This is a genomic window from Paenibacillus sp. sgz302148, assembly GCF_056120465.1.
On the sequence record NZ_JBVYOJ010000015.1, the window covers coordinates 82,279 to 97,841 of the forward strand.

At 52.2% G+C, this 15,563-nt stretch carries 11 protein-coding genes; all 11 read left to right on the forward strand.

The genetic code is table 11. The annotated features are described in order from the left end of the window. The first annotated feature begins 2 nt into the window (after positions 1–2). On the forward strand, positions 3–770 hold the full coding sequence (gene uppS / locus AC0LWM_RS21705; RefSeq protein WP_474677086.1) for an undecaprenyl pyrophosphate synthase: 768 nt from the start codon (positions 3–5) through the stop codon (positions 768–770). Positions 771–793: 23 nt separating this feature from the next. After that, complete coding sequence (locus AC0LWM_RS21710) at positions 794–1,588, forward strand: phosphatidate cytidylyltransferase (RefSeq protein WP_474677087.1); 795 nt, start codon at positions 794–796, stop codon at positions 1,586–1,588. 48 nt (positions 1,589–1,636) lie between these two features. Further along, on the forward strand, positions 1,637–2,773 hold the full coding sequence (locus AC0LWM_RS21715; protein ID WP_474677088.1) for a 1-deoxy-D-xylulose-5-phosphate reductoisomerase: 1,137 nt from the start codon (positions 1,637–1,639) through the stop codon (positions 2,771–2,773). Between the two features lie 205 nt (positions 2,774–2,978). Then, positions 2,979–4,244: an RIP metalloprotease RseP gene (gene rseP / locus AC0LWM_RS21720; RefSeq protein WP_474677089.1), complete on the forward strand. Its 1,266-nt coding sequence runs from the start codon at positions 2,979–2,981 to the stop codon at positions 4,242–4,244. A 61-nt stretch (positions 4,245–4,305) separates the two neighbouring features. After that, positions 4,306–5,763 (forward strand): proline--tRNA ligase, encoded by a 1,458-nt coding sequence (gene proS, locus AC0LWM_RS21725; protein WP_474677090.1) that lies wholly within the window; start codon positions 4,306–4,308, stop codon positions 5,761–5,763. Positions 5,764–5,829: 66 nt separating this feature from the next. Further along, positions 5,830–10,167 (forward strand): PolC-type DNA polymerase III, encoded by a 4,338-nt coding sequence (locus AC0LWM_RS21730; RefSeq protein ID WP_474677091.1) that lies wholly within the window; start codon positions 5,830–5,832, stop codon positions 10,165–10,167. A gap of 216 nt (positions 10,168–10,383) precedes the next feature. Further along, positions 10,384–10,845 carry a ribosome maturation factor RimP gene (rimP, locus tag AC0LWM_RS21735; RefSeq protein ID WP_474677092.1) on the forward strand — a complete coding sequence of 154 codons (462 nt, stop codon included), beginning with the start codon at positions 10,384–10,386 and terminating at the stop codon, positions 10,843–10,845. 41 nt (positions 10,846–10,886) lie between these two features. Next, complete coding sequence (nusA, locus tag AC0LWM_RS21740; RefSeq protein WP_474677093.1) at positions 10,887–11,981, forward strand: transcription termination factor NusA; 1,095 nt, start codon at positions 10,887–10,889, stop codon at positions 11,979–11,981. Between the two features lie 32 nt (positions 11,982–12,013). Continuing rightward, positions 12,014–12,328, forward strand: a complete 315-nt coding sequence (rnpM, locus tag AC0LWM_RS21745; RefSeq protein ID WP_474677094.1) for an RNase P modulator RnpM — start codon at positions 12,014–12,016, stop codon at positions 12,326–12,328. Then, positions 12,318–12,641, forward strand: a complete 324-nt coding sequence (locus AC0LWM_RS21750; RefSeq protein ID WP_474677095.1) for a L7Ae/L30e/S12e/Gadd45 family ribosomal protein — start codon at positions 12,318–12,320, stop codon at positions 12,639–12,641. Before rnpM ends, AC0LWM_RS21750 begins: the two co-directional genes overlap by 11 nt. A 50-nt stretch (positions 12,642–12,691) precedes the next feature. After that, the gene (infB, locus tag AC0LWM_RS21755) at positions 12,692–15,556 is read left to right on the forward strand and encodes a translation initiation factor IF-2 (protein WP_474677175.1); all 2,865 of its coding nucleotides are present in this window, start codon (positions 12,692–12,694) and stop codon (positions 15,554–15,556) included. The last annotated feature ends 7 nt before the right edge of the window (positions 15,557–15,563 follow it).

Below are 15,563 nucleotides of genomic sequence, written 5' to 3' on the forward strand. Positions count from 1 at the left end.
GGATGATTGAACGATTCCAAAGATGGCTGGGCAACTACAACAAACCGCAACCCGAACCGGATTTAGCCGCTGACAAAATTCCGGAGCATGTCGCCATCATTATGGACGGCAACGGCCGATGGGCCAAAAGCCGCGGGTTGCCGCGGGTTGCAGGTCACCATTCCGGAATGAAAGCGGTGAAGCGCGTTACGATCGCGGCAGATCGTATCGGCGTGAAATATTTGACGTTATATGCTTTCTCCACTGAAAATTGGAAACGGCCGAAAGATGAGGTCGATTTCCTCATGAAGCTGCCGCAAGAGTTTTTAGCCATCGAACTTGATGAATTAATCGAAAAAAACGTTCAAGTCCGGATGATGGGATACCGGGAGGAGCTTCCCGACCATACGATCCGCGCTTTGGAAGAGGCTGAACGAAAAACGAAATCGAATACGGGACTCGTCCTGAATTTTGCTTTGAATTACGGCGGCCGTAAAGAATTGGTTGAAGCGGCAATCCAGATCGGCAAACTGGTGGAGTCCGGCAAGCTGCGAAGCTCGGACATCTCGCCGGAATGGGTGGAAAAGCAGTTGTTGTCGCATTCGATACCCGATCCGGACTTGCTCATCCGCACAAGCGGCGAAATGCGCATTAGCAATTTTATGCTATGGCAATTGGCGTATAGCGAGTTGTGGTTCACCGATATCTATTGGCCGGAGTTTACCGAGGAACATTTCTATGAAGCAATTCTAGAGTATCAGAGAAGAGCACGCAGGTACGGAGGATTGTAGCTTGCAACGGAGGTGGCGGACGTTTGAAGCAGCGCATCATTACTGGCGCATTGGCCGGAGCGGTGTTTTTGGCCTTTTTACTGCTTGGCGGGGCTTGGTTCAATACGCTTGTTCTGCTACTGGCGGTTATCGGATATTACGAATTTGTCCGCATGAACGGATTCAAAGCGCTACAAATATGGTCTATCGCCGGCTTTATCGGGATCGTTTATGTGGTATTCCCGCATAATCTGCTCCCGTTTAGCCTTCATTTTTCCGGAACCGAAGCGATATGGCTATTGACGCTTGTCCTTCTGGCCGCTACCGTATGGACAAAAAACAAAGAGACGATCGATCGGGTAGCCTTGCTGCTCATCGGCGTTGTATACATAGGCATTGGATTTCGTTATATGCAGCTAACGATGGACATGCAGCATGGCTTGTTTTGGACGCTGCTTGTGTTATGTTGTATCGTAGTCACCGACTCCGGCGCTTATTTCACGGGACGTGCGATTGGTAAAAGGCCGTTATGGCCTGCCATCAGTCCGAAGAAAACAGTGGAAGGCACCGTCGGCGGGCTCGTCATTTCCGTTATCGTTGCCGTCATTTTCGCGTTATCGGCGCCATCGCTGCTGTCGATCCCGAATGCGATCGGCATTGGCGTGGCAGCGGCGATATTCGGGCAGCTCGGCGATTTGATCGAATCCGCTTATAAACGGTTTCGCGGCGTGAAAGATTCGGGCACCATTCTCCCGGGACATGGCGGCGTATTGGATCGATGCGACAGCTGGCTGATCGTGTTTCCGATCGTTCATATACTCGGCATGCTGCCGCATTAAGATGCCGCTTACTTTGTCACATTGATTGAAGTTGAGGTGGAATAACGCTTGAAGAAGATCTCGATATTGGGATCGACGGGTTCCATCGGTACGCAAACGTTGGACGTCATATCTCAGCTCCCGGACATGTTCCGGGTAGAAGCATTAGCGGCAGGCAATAATGCCGCTTTAATTATAGAACAAGCCAATCGTTTTCGACCTGATCTTGTATCGGTGGGGAGCAAAGCCGTGGCGGATCAAATTCGGTCAAGCTTGCCTTCTGGCACGAAGCTGTTATACGGCGATGAAGGAATGCTCGAAGCGGCTGCGGGCAATGATGCGGATATGGTCGTTACCGCAATGGTCGGCAGCGTGGGGTTAAAACCGACTTTGGCCGCAATCGAGGCCGGGAAGCAGATTGGTCTCGCTAACAAAGAAACGTTAGTGACCGCAGGCCATCTGGTTACAGCCTTGGCGGAAAAACGCGGCGTATCGCTTCTGCCGATCGACAGCGAGCATTCGGCGATATTTCAATGCTTGCAAGGAGAGTCGTATCAGGATATACGTAAGATCACATTGACCGCTTCCGGCGGCTCCTTTCGCGATCGAACGCGAGACGAGTTGCATGGCGTGACTGTAGAGCAAGCGCTTCGTCATCCGAATTGGTCGATGGGCGCCAAAATCACGATCGACTCCGCGACGATGGTCAATAAGGGGCTTGAAGTGATCGAGGCGCATTGGCTGTTCAAGCTGCCGTATGATCAAATCGAGGTGCTTCTTCATCCGGAAAGCATCATCCATTCGTTCGTTGAGTTCAACGACTATAGCATAATCGCACAGATGGGCAATCCTGACATGCGGGTGCCGATTCAATACGCTCTAACCTATCCCGGGCGCCGTCCCACGCCTACCAAGCCGCTGCAGCTTGCGGAAATCGGCAAGCTGACTTTCCGGACCATGGATTTCGAGCGATATCCGTGTGTAAGAATGGCATTCGAATGCGGCCGCATCGGGGGTACGGCAACAACGGTGTTCAACGCGGCGAATGAAGTGGCCGTCGCTCGTTTTCTGAATGGCGAAATCGGATTTTTGCATATCGAGCAGTTGATCGAACGAGCTCTTGAAAAGCATACGGTAATCGCTAATCCCGATTTGGAAACGATACGGGAAGTAGATGCTTGGGCAAGGGCGGAAGCTAGCAAGTGAAAGTAAAGCCGACTATGGACTGATTGAAGGGAAACGGAAATCCGCAACGGATTGCGGGCCCGTTTCTTCTTAGCATTTTTTAGAAAATTTGCGTCTCTTGTGCTGCGGCAATGAATAATGTTAATCTAAGGACATACTACGGTATGCATGGCAGAACGAATAACCTTAAACCTTGCCAACGCTAACGATGAGAGGATGGGGTACGTTGACTCCACAGGTTTTGTTCTTAACGGTGCTCGTGTTTTTCGTGCTGGTGACAATCCACGAATGGGGACATTTTTATTTTGCCAAACGGGCCGGCATTTTGGTACGCGAATTCGCCATCGGCTTCGGACCGAAGCTGTTTTCGTATAAAAAAGGAGAAACTCGCTATACGCTCAGACTGCTGCCTTTAGGCGGATATGTCCGAATGGCGGGCGAAGATCCGGAAATTGTACAAATTCAGCAGGGTCAAACGATCGCCCTACAATTGAAGCAAGAGCAAGTCACTCATTTTTTTCTCGACCGTTTGGACGAACGTTCGGACATCGTCCGCGGCGAGGTTGTGAAAATCGATCTTGAAAAGGATCTCTTCGTTGAGCTCGATGTTGAAGGCGACAAAGTTTCTTACCCGATTCATCCGCAGGCGATGATGGTCTCTAAAGGGAGAGAAACGCAAATTGCGCCGATCGACCGTCAATTCGGAAGCAAGACAGTAGGACAGCGCGCGCTTGCGATTTTTGCGGGACCGCTCATGAACTTTTTTTTGGCGTTTGTGTTATTCGGACTCGTTGTCACGATGTCCGGCGTTACCGTGGATAATCCAACGTTCGTAAAAATCGGCAAAGTGTCTGAAGGAATGCCTGCCGACAAAGCGGGACTACAAACCGACGACATCATTCAGACGGTGAATGGCGTTCAAATTGGCGCCGATCGCGAGAAATTGATCGACCTGATCGCCCAATCGCCGGAGAAGAAGATGACCTGGGTCGTATTGCGCAACAATGAACCGGTCACGCTGGACATGACGCCGGAGAAAAAAGAAGGAATCGGCAAGGTCGGCATCGAAATTTTATTACCGACACGTTCCGCTTCGTTCACGGAAACGATCAAGTTCGCTTGGAACTCGATGACGGACACGACTTCAAAAATTTTAATCGGATTTAAGAAGCTCGTAACCGGAGATTTTCGTCTTGACGATTTGGGCGGTCCTGTACGTACGTTCGAAGTGACGGGGCAATTCGCCAAGGCGGGAATTACCCAGCTGACCTATTGGGCTGGCATTCTCAGTTTATACCTCGGCATATTCAACTTGCTGCCGTTCCCTGCGTTGGACGGAAGCCGGCTCGTGTTTCTCGGTTTTGAAGCGGTACGCGGCAAGCCGGTGGATCCGAACCGGGAAAGCATGGTGCATTTCATCGGATTTGCGATGCTGATGCTGCTGATGTTGGCCGTGACGTACAACGATATTTTGCGATTGTTTAAAAGTTAATGGTTTGAAGTTCATCGGCCTCCTTCGGGAGGCCTGATTTCAGGGCTTTTAGGAGGATCACATGTCAAAAGAATCAAAAGACAAACAATTCGTTACCGAAATTACGCCGCAGAGCGAAGACTTCTCGCGCTGGTACATCGATGTCATTAAAAAAGCGGAGCTGATGGATTATTCGCCGGTTCGCGGCTGCATCGTGTTCCGTCCGGAAGGCTACGAGCTGTGGGAAAATTGCCAACGGGAGCTGGATGCAAGATTCAAGGAAACCGGACACCGCAATGCTTATTTCCCGTTATTCATTCCGGAAAGCTTCTTCCAGAAGGAAAAAGAACACGTCGAAGGCTTTAATCCGGAGCTGCCATGGGTAACCGAAGCGGCCGGAGAGAAGCTGGAAGAGCGGCTTGCGATTCGTCCGACGTCCGAAACGATGATCGGCCATATGTACGCCAAATGGATTCATTCCTACCGCGATTTGCCGGTACTGATCAATCAATGGGCCAACGTCGTGCGTTGGGAGAAACGGACGCTGCCGTTCCTGCGGACAAGCGAATTCCTGTGGCAGGAAGGACACACCGCGCACGAAACAGAAGAAGAAGCTAGACAAGAAACGATGCAAATGCTTGAGATTTATCGGGACTTTGTCGAAAACTTCTTGGCCATTCCGGTTATCGTCGGACAAAAAACGCCGTCCGAAAAATTCGCAGGCGCCGTCGATACATATTCGATCGAAGCGATGATGAAAGACGGCCGCGCGGTACAAGCCGGTACGTCGCATTACTTGGGCACGAACTTTGCGGTTGCGTTCGATATTAAGTTTCTTGACCGCGAAAACCAGCAGCAATTTTGCCATACGACGTCGTGGGGCGTCAGCACCCGGCTCATCGGCGCACTCATCATGGTGCACGGCGACGACCGCGGACTTGCTTTGCCGCCGAAGGTCGCTCCGACGCAGGTCATCATGATTCCGATCGGCCCGCCAAAAACACGCGAGCAAGTCGTAGGACGAACGGATGAACTGTTTGCCGAGCTGAAAAAAGCCGGAATCCGCGTTCGCGTCGACGATCGCGCGGACGTGAGCCCGGGCTGGAAGTTCAACGAATACGAAATGCGCGGCGTGCCGCTTCGTTTCGAGCTTGGACCACGCGATATGGAGAATGGACAAGCCGTTCTTGTTTCCCGGATTTCCGGCGAAAAGCGCGTTGTCAAACAAGAAAATCTCGTTGCCGAAGTGCAGCAAATGCTAGACGAGATTCAGCAAGACATGTTTAATCGTGCGCAGCAATTCCGGGAAAGCAACTTCTCGAGCGTCGACACCCTTGACGAGATGAAGACACTTATGGAAGAGCGACGCGGCTTCACGTTAGCCGGCTGGTGCGGTTCCGCAGCCTGCGAGAAGCAGGTGAAGGAAGAAACCGGCGCGACGAGCCGCAACATTCCTTTTGCTCCGGCAGAAGAGAAGAAAACCTGTCTCGTGTGCGGTGAACAGGCGCAGCACACCGTCGTATTTGCACGAGCATACTAAAAACTAGCAAAAGGGCTGCCGATTACGAAATAGAGGCAACCCTTTTGCGCACACCAGGGGGAAAAGATGAGCAATCTTGCCGAAAAAAGAAGCCGCTTCGAGCTGCTGATGAAGCAGGCGGAGCTGCCTTACGACATGATCGATCAGTTTTTCTCGGACGGTTATATCGATAAAGTAGAGTGCAGCCGGACGAACCGAGAGTGGACCTTTCATCTTCATAAAAAACAAATCGTGCCCGCAGCCGCCTACCGGACATTTTGCAAATTAATTCAGCAAAAATTCGCGCACATCGCTTCGATCGATTTCATTCTGCATTATGACAACGAAGTGGCTCATGCCGCCATTGCGGAGCAGTACTGGGGTTTGTTCATCGAGTGGATCCAACAGCATGCGGCATCCGTCAACGGCTGGATGGCGAAAGCCAAGATGGAGCCGGACGGTCAGCTGATCAGCGTGACGCTGATGGATACGACCGGACTTGAGCTCGCCAAGAAAAAAGGGATCGATCAGGCGATCGTACGATTTTATGAGCAATATTTCAACCGGACCTTCCGGGTCAAGATGCAAGTCGGCGAATCAAACACCGAGGAATACGAGCGCTTCGTGCAGAAGATCGAGGAAGAGGAACGGAATGTCGTTCAGCAGCTGATGACCGCGATCGATAAGGAAGCGGAGTCGACCTTCGGACCGCCGGATCAGGAGCTGAAGCTGTCGATCGGCTACGATATCAAAGACCAGCCGGTGCCGTTGCAGGAAATCGTGGACGAGGAGAAAAAAGTAACCGTCCAAGGTACCGTATTCGGCCTTGAGGTCAAGGAGCTGCGTAACGGCAATACGTTGTACCAGTTTAATATTACGGACTTTTCCGATTCCTTAATGATGAAAGTGTTCGCACGTAACAAAGAAGACGTCAAAGTGTTAAACTTGCTCGCCAACGGCAAATGGATCAAAGCGCGCGGCCGCGTCGAATACGACCGGTTTATGACCATACCCGAGCTCGTCATGATTCCGTCGGACTTAAACGAAGTCGGCGCTCCGCCTGATCGAAAGGACGATGCGGAAGAGAAGCGCGTCGAGTTTCATCTGCATACTACGATGAGCACGATGGACGCCATCACTTCGGTAGACACTTATATTAAAACCGCTGCGAAGTGGGGCCATAAGGCGATCGCCATTTCGGACCACAGCAACGTGCAATGTTATCCGGAGGCGGCCAAAGCCGGGAAAAAACACGGCATTAAAGTCATTTATGGCGTCGAAGCAAACGTTGTGGACGATGCGGTGCCGATCGTGCTGAATCCGATTGAGCTCGACTTAAAAACAGCGACTTATATCGTATTTGACATCGAGACGACGGGTCTATCCGTCACGAGCAATAAAATTATCGAAATCGCCGCGGTCAAAATGACGGAAGGCAAAGAAATCGACCGCTATGCCAAGTTCGTCAATCCGCACGAGAAAATTCCGTACAATATTCAACAGCTGACGAACATTACGGACGAGATGGTCAAGGATGCGCCGGAGCTTGATGAAGTCATGCGAGGTTTCCTCGATTTTATCGGTGACGCCGTTCTGGTCGCGCACAACGCGAAGTTCGACAACGGTTTTATCCAAGCCGCATGCCGCCAGCTTGGACTGCCGCCGGTAACGAACCCGGTGCTGGATACGCTGGAATTGGCGAGATTGCTGCATCCGGCGATGAAGAACCATCGACTTAATACGCTTTGCGACAAATATAAGGTCAGTTTGGAGAATCATCACCGCGCGATCGACGACTCCATTGCGCTCGGCGGCGTTTTGTTCGGCTTATTGAACGATGCGGGCCAACGCGAGATTACGGACCTGAACCGGCTTAACGATTTTGTCGGTAAAGATTTAAGCAATACCCGTCCGTTCCACTGCAACATCTATGCTCTGAACGGAATCGGCAAGAAGAACTTATATAAACTTATAACGATGTCGCATACGGAATATTTCAAGAGGGTAGCCTGCATCCCGCGCAGCAAGCTTGTGGCAATGCGCGAAGGTCTGCTGGTCGTATCGGGTTGCGAAAAAGGCGAGCTATTCGAAACCGTACTGAACAAATCGCTCGAAGAGGCCGAGCAGGTGGCCGATTTTTACGACGTGCTGGAGATCCAGCCGATCGGATTGTACATGCATCTGGTCGACAAAGGGCTTGTCGGAAGCAAAGAGCAAATCGAGCTTGCGCTTAAACGAATATGCGATATCGGGTATAAGCAGAACAAACCGGTTATCGCAACGGGCAACGTGCATTATTTGCATCCGCGGGAGAAGCTGTTCCGCGATATTACGATTCACGGCATTACAGGCTTCAGTCCGCTGAAGGATATGAAGAAGCCGGACGTTCATTTCAGGACGACGAACGAAATGCTGGAGGAGTTCGCCTTTTTAGGCGAGGAGAAGGCGCGCGAGGTCGTCATCACGAATACGAACGAGCTGGCGGATCGGTTCGAGGAGATTGAGCTGTTCCCTTCGAAGGGCGGTCCGTCCGACAACGGCTTGTTCACGCCGATTTTCGAAGGCGCGGACGACGAAATCCGGAACAAGTGCTACGATACGGCCAAGCGGTTGTACGGCGAGCCGATTCCCGACCTTATTGTCAAAAGGCTTGAGAAGGAGCTTGTCCCGATCATCAAATACGGTTTTGCGGCGAACTATCTCATTTCCGAGCGATTGGTCAAAAAATCGAATGAAGACGGCTATCTTGTCGGTTCCCGGGGTTCCGTCGGATCCTCCATCGTCGCGACGTTCCTTGGCATCTCCGAGGTTAACCCTTTGCCGCCGCATTATATTTGCCGCAATCCGGAATGCAAGCACAGCGAATGGTTTACCGACGGCAGCGTCATGAGCGGCTTCGACCTGAAGGACAAAGATTGCCCGAACTGCGGTCAACCGCTGAAGGGCGAAGGGCAGGATATTCCGTTCGAAACGTTCCTTGGCTTTAAGGGCGACAAGGTTCCCGATATCGACTTGAACTTCTCGGGCGATTATCAGCCGATTGCCCATAACTATACGAAAGTATTGTTCGGCGATAAGGCCGTGTTCCGCGCGGGAACGATCGGTACGGTCGCCGAAAAAACCGCCTTCGGCTTCGCCAAAAAGTACGAAGAGGAGCACGGCAAAAAATGGCGAGGTGCCGAGCTGAACCGTCTGGCCAGCGGCTGTACGGGTGTCAAGCGGAGCACCGGCCAGCATCCCGGCGGCATCGTCGTCGTGCCGGACTATATCGAGGTCGAGGAGGTCACGCCGGTGCAGTTTCCGGCGGACGACGTGAATGCCGAGTGGAAAACGACCCACTTCGATTATCACGCCTTCGAGAACAATTTGCTGAAGCTCGATATTCTAGGACACGACGATCCGACGATGATGCGGATGCTGCAGGATTTGACCGGAATCGATCCGACGTCCATCCCGATGAACGACGAGAAGGTCATGAGCATTTTCAGCTCAACGGAAGCGCTTGGCGTATCTCCCGAGCAAATTCGGTCCCAGGTCGCGACGTACGGCGTCCCGGAGATGGGAACGAAGTTCGTGCGGCAGATGCTTGTCGAGTGTCAGCCGAAGTCGTTTGCGGATTTGCTGCAAATTTCGGGGCTCTCGCACGGCACCGGCGTTTGGCTCGGCAACGCGCAGGAATTGATTCGCAACAATACTTGCACGATCAAGACGGTAATCGGTTGTCGTGACGAGATTATGTTGTTTCTTATTTATAAAGCGGGAATGGAAGCGGGCCTCGCCTTTAAGATCACGGAAAGCGTGCGGAAAGGCAAAGGACTGACGCAGGAATGGATCGAAGAAATGAAAAACTGCAAGGTTCCCGCCTGGTACATCGATTCTTGCCTGAAGATCCAGTACATGTTCCCGAAGGCGCACGCCGCCGCTTACGTCATCTCTGCTGTTCGGACCGCATACTTCAAGGTATATTATCCGATCCAATACTACGCGACTTATTTTACGGTTCGCGCCGAGGATTTTGACATTGAATTATGCTGCCAAGGCTATGACGCCATTCAGAAGAAGATTATCGAAATCGAGGAGAAGGGCTTCCAGGCGACGACCAAGGAGAAGAGCATGCTGTCCATCTTGGAAATGGCGCTGGAAATGACGGCGCGCGGTCTATCGTTCAAGAACATCGATTTGTACCGTTCGGATGCGACGAAATTCATCGTGGACGGCGATTCGCTCATCCCGCCTTTTTCCGCCCTGCAGGGCATCGGCGAAAACGCCGCCCGCAACATTGCGGCATCTAGGAAAGACGGTGATTTCTTGTCGGTGGAAGATTTTCAATCGCGGTCAAAGGCGAGCAAGACGATCATCGAGCTGCTGACGGGCTTGGGAGTTTTCCGCGGATTACCGGAATCCAACCAGTTGTCGCTATTTTGATATAGAGGACTCATCGTCATATCGTATTTCAACGGGAAGCGAAACGACGGTCGGACACGAATGCGGATTATCTTTGATAAGGATTTATCACTTGTCAGGTAATATTGTGTTATGCTATAATTTTTCTGGCAATAATGATGATACATTCGCTAACGAAGAGTGGGGCAACCCACTCTTTACATTTTAATATGCGACAACTCAGGGAGGTTCAAGCATTTGAGTTCAACCAAAATCAAGGCCATCGTCGAAGAGATGGTGGAGCCGTTTTTAACGGCCAACGGGTTCGAACTGGTGGACATCGAATATGTGAAGGAAGGCAGCAATTGGTTCCTTCGCGTGTTCTTGGACAAGGAAGGCGGCATCGACATCGAGGACTGCGGCCGGGTCAGCGAGTTTCTAAGCGAGAAGCTGGACGAGAAGGATCCGATTTCCGAAGCATATTTTCTCGAAGTATCGTCTCCAGGCGCAGAGCGCCCTTTGAAGAAGCTTGACGATTTTCACAAGGCTGTCGACAAGCATGTATTCGTCACGACTTATGAGCCGGTCGACGGTTTCAAGGAATTCGAAGGCAAGCTGCTGAGCTTTGACGGAGAACAACTTGTCATCGAAGCAGGCAAGAAGAAATTCACGGTACCGTACAACAAAGTGGCTGGCGCTAGGCTCGCCATCGTATTGTAACGATAGATTGTTTCTAATTATGAAAGGGGGAACTCCTGGCAATGAGCATGGATTTTATCGAGGCGTTGTCGGAAATCGAAAGAGAAAAAGGAATTAGCAAGGACGTATTGCTGGAAGCGATCGAAGCGGCGCTCATCTCAAGCTACAAAAGAAACTTCAACACGGCGCAAAACGTACGTGTCGATATCAATCGGATGACCGGAGTCATTAAAGTATATGCCCGCAAAACGGTAGTCGAAGAGGTGCTGGACCCGCGTCTCGAAATTTCGGTGTCCGCCGCGCGTGAAATCAACCCGAACTTCCAATTGGGCGACATTTCGGAAATCGAAGTGACGCCGCGGGATTTCGGGCGGATTGCCGCTCAAACGGCGAAGCAGGTCGTCACGCAGCGCATTCGCGAAGCGGAACGCGGCCTGATCTATAACGCGTTTATCGAGAAGGAAGAAGACATTGTTACCGGCATCGTGCAGCGCCAGGATCAACGCAACGTATATATCGATCTGGGCAAAGTCGAAGCGGTGCTTCCTTTGAACGAATTGATGCCGACGGAGCGTTTCCAGCACGGGGACCGTGTCAAAGCCTACATTACGAAGGTGGAGAACACGACGAAGGGGCCGCAAATTATTTTGTCGCGTACGCATCCCGGGTTGCTGAAGCGGTTGTTCGAGCTGGAAGTTCCGGAAATTTTCGACGGCGTCGTAGAAATTCGCTCCGTTGCGCGGGAAGCGGGCTATCGCTCGAAAATCGCAGTGTATTCCCGCAACCCGGACGTCGATCCCGTCGGATCGTGCGTAGGTCCGAAAGGAACTCGCGTGCAAACGATCGTGGGCGAGCTGAAAGGCGAAAAAATCGACATCGTCCGCTGGTCCGAGAATGTGCCGGATTACGTTGCCAATGCGCTAAGTCCTTCGAAGGTGCTTGAAGTTAACGTATATGAGCAAGAGAAAGTGGCGCGAGTGATCGTGCCGGACTATCAGCTGTCGCTGGCGATCGGCATCAAAGGGCAAAACGCGCGTCTGGCCGCCAAGCTTACTAGCTGGAAAATCGATATCAAAAGCGAAACGCAAGCCGAGCAGGAATTCGGCAGACCGCGCACTTCGTCCGAAGAGATGCATCAGGATTCCATTTCGATTTGATATCGTAAAAGCAACGGTGCGGGGGGATTCCATTGAAACCAAGAAAAATACCTTTGCGCAAATGCGTCGCTTGCCAAGAAATGATGGCGAAAAAAGAGCTTATCCGCGTCGTGCGCACGCCGCAAGACGAAATTCTAATAGACCTCACGGGAAAAAAAGCGGGGCGCGGAGCCTATTTGTGCGGAAAAAGATCGTGCTTTAAGCTGGTGAAAAAAAATAAAGCGCTGGACCGCGCGTTGAAATCGCAGGTAAGCGCCGAAATTTACGACCGGCTGGAACAAGATTTTATCCGTGTCGAGGACGAATTTATTGCAAGCAAAGCTGTGGTGACGGACGATGACGAATAACACACGCGTTTTGTCGCATTTGGGCATGGCTAGACGGGCCGGCAAGCTTGTGGCCGGAGATGAAAGCGTCATGGCTTCGATTCGATCGGGCGAGGCGAAGCTAGTCATTGTCGCCGCGGATGCGGCGGATAACGCGAGAAAAAAATATCGCGACAAATGCGATTATTACAAGGTCGACGTTTACGAACAGTTTACCCGGGCGGAGCTCGGCGCGAGCATCGGACAGGAGGGACGAGTTGTTCTGTCGGTGACCGATGCCGGTTTTGCGCGCATGATTCGCGAGGCGATATGCAAACCTACGGAGGTGGAATAATATTGACCAACAAACAACTGCGCGTTTACGAATATGCCAAATCTTTAAATATGAGCAGTAAAGAAATTATTACGATCTTAAAACGGCTGAATATTCCCGTTAACAATCATATGAGCGTTATGGAAAATGATACGGTGAGTCGTGTCGAAGGTTTTTTTAGGGACATCAAAGCGAATGCGGCCGCCAAGCGCGCGGCGGAAACGGGCTCGAACCAAACTGCACGCACGTCAGGCCAGCAGGCTGTGAAGCCGCAACCGAACCCGCAACAAGGCAATCAACAATCGACCCTTAAACAATCGGATCGACCGCAACAACAAAAACAGCCAGAAAAGCAGGTGCCTATGAATCAGCAGAGAACGTCTGCTCCGAACCGACCTCAAGGACAAGGGAACAACCCGACGGGCGGCGGACAGCATAACGGAAACCAACAACGGAGAGACCAAGTACAACAAGGGAACGGCGGCACGGAGCAATCTTCACGTCCGCAGAACGAGCAAGGACAGCAATCGGAGCAACAGAACGTGTCGGCTCAGCAAGGACAGCAAGGGCAAGCGTCATACCAGCAGCGCCCGTATAATAACCAGAACCAACAGCAACGCCCTCAAAACCGCAATTATCAAGGCGGAGGCCAAGGCGGAAGACCGCAAGGTGGCCAAGGGGGAAGACCGGATCAAAGAACGGGCATGGGTCAAGGCGGAAGACCGCAAGGCGCAGGCCAAGGCGGAAGACCGCAAGGCGCAGGTCAAGGTGGAAGACCGCAAGGCGCAGGCCAAGGCGGAAGACCGCAAGGCGGGGGCCAAGGTGGAAGACCGGATCAGCGCGGCAACGACACAAGAAACCCGAATCGCCCGAGCGGCGGCGGCAATTTTGGCGGCGGGCAAGGCGCGAACCGTCCAAGTGGCGGCGGTGCTGGCGGCGGTCGTCCCGGAGGTCAGAACCGCGGTTTCGAACCGCGCGGCTCATTCGCTCCGAAACCGCCTGAAGATGCTACGAATTCAGGCGGCAATCGCTTCGCGAAGAAACCGAACCGTCCGAATCAAGGTCAGAACAAACGTTTTGAAGATAAACCAAACGGCTTCAAATCTGGACCGTCTTTCAATAAAGGCAAAAACAACAAGGGCCGTCATCAAGCGCAGCCAGAGAAAAAGGAAAAAATCGACAATACACCGAAGAAAATCATTGTACGCGGTACGATGACGGTTGGCGAATTGGCGAAGCTGCTTCATAAGGATGCGTCGGAAGTTATCAAAAAACTGATTTTCCTAGGCATTCTTGCAACAATTAACCAAGAAATAGATCTGGATGCCATCCAATTAATCGCAACGGAATTTAATGTTGAGGTTGAACTGAAAATTCCGGTTGAAGAAGATCGTTTCGAAACGTTCGAAGAGAAGGACGAGGATGAGGATCTTCTGGAACGTCCGCCTGTCGTCACCATCATGGGTCACGTCGATCATGGTAAAACGACGCTGCTTGACGCCATCCGCCATACGAACGTAACGCTTGGCGAAGCCGGCGGCATTACGCAGCATATCGGCGCATACCAAGTTGAAGTCAAAGGCAAAAAAATTACGTTCTTGGATACGCCTGGTCACGAAGCGTTCACGTCGATGCGTGCACGCGGCGCCCAAGTTACCGATATAACGATTCTTGTCGTAGCGGCGGACGACGGCGTCATGCCGCAAACGGTTGAGGCGATCAACCATGCGAAAGCAGCCGGCGTGCCGATTATCGTGGCCGTGAACAAAATCGATAAGCCGGACGCCAATCCGGAGCGCATCAAGCAAGAGTTGACCGAGTATGAGCTTGTTCCCGAAGAATGGGGCGGCGAGACGATTTTCGTCAACCTTTCCGCGAAACAACGCATGGGCCTCGAAGAACTGCTTGAAATGATTCTGCTCGTTGCCGAAGTGAACGACTTCAAAGCGAATCCGAACAAACGGGCTCGCGGTACGGTTATCGAAGCCGAGCTGGATAAAGGTAAAGGTCCTGTTGCTCGCGTACTCGTGCAGCACGGAACGCTTAAAGTCGGCGATGCGTTTGTAGCCGGCGTATGCTTCGGCCGCGTTCGGGCCATGGTAAATGATAAGGGTCGCCGCTTGAAAGAAGCCGGACCTTCGACGCCGGTCGAGATTACCGGTTTGACCGAAGTACCGCTTGCCGGCGATCCGTTCATCGTGTTCGAGGACGAGCGCAAAGCACGCGACATCGCGGAGAAACGGGCGATCACGCTCCGTCAAAGCGAAATGGGTGCCAATACGCGCGTGACGCTGGACGATCTCTATAAGCATATCAAGGACGGCGAAATCAAGGACTTGAACGTCATCATCAAAGGGGACGTGCAAGGGTCCGTCGAAGCGCTCAAAGGCTCGCTCGCGAAAATCGAAGTGGAAGGCGTTCGCGTCAAAATCCTTCACAGCGGCGCCGGTGCGATTACCGAGTCCGATATTACGCTCGCTTCCGCATCCAATGCGATCGTCATCGGCTTTAACGTACGTCCGGAGCCTATGGCCAAAGCTGCAGCCGATCAGGAGAAAGTCGACATTCGTCTGCACCGCGTCATCTACAGCGCGATCGAAGAAATCGAAGCCGCGATGAAAGGCATGCTCGATCCGGTGTACAAGGAAAATGTCATCGGCCACGCCGAAGTGCGCAATCTGTTCAAAGTGAGCAAGGTCGGCACGATTGCAGGTTGTATGGTAACTTCCGGCAAAGTGTCCCGCAATGCGGAAGCCCGCGTTATTCGCAGCGGAATCGTTGTGCACGAAGGGAAAATCGATTCCCTCAAACGATTCAAGGACGACGCGAAGGAAGTATCGCAAGGCTACGAGTGCGGGATCACGTTAGATCGCTTCAATGACCTCAAAGAAGGCGACGTTATCGAAGCGTTTGTGATGGAAACAGTAGAGAGGTGACCTAAAG

Excerpts from the sequence above, each read along its gene's own strand:
- uppS (WP_474677086.1), top strand. The coding sequence starts at position 3 with ATGATTGAACGATTCCAAAGATGGCTGGGCAACTACAACAAACCGCAA.
- proS (WP_474677090.1), top strand. The coding sequence starts at position 4,306 with ATGTCAAAAGAATCAAAAGACAAACAATTCGTTACCGAAATTACGCCG.
- AC0LWM_RS21730 (WP_474677091.1), top strand. The coding sequence starts at position 5,830 with ATGAGCAATCTTGCCGAAAAAAGAAGCCGCTTCGAGCTGCTGATGAAG.
- nusA (WP_474677093.1), top strand. The coding sequence starts at position 10,887 with ATGAGCATGGATTTTATCGAGGCGTTGTCGGAAATCGAAAGAGAAAAA.
- AC0LWM_RS21750 (WP_474677095.1), top strand. The coding sequence starts at position 12,318 with ATGACGAATAACACACGCGTTTTGTCGCATTTGGGCATGGCTAGACGG.
- infB (WP_474677175.1), top strand. The coding sequence starts at position 12,692 with ATGAGCAGTAAAGAAATTATTACGATCTTAAAACGGCTGAATATTCCC.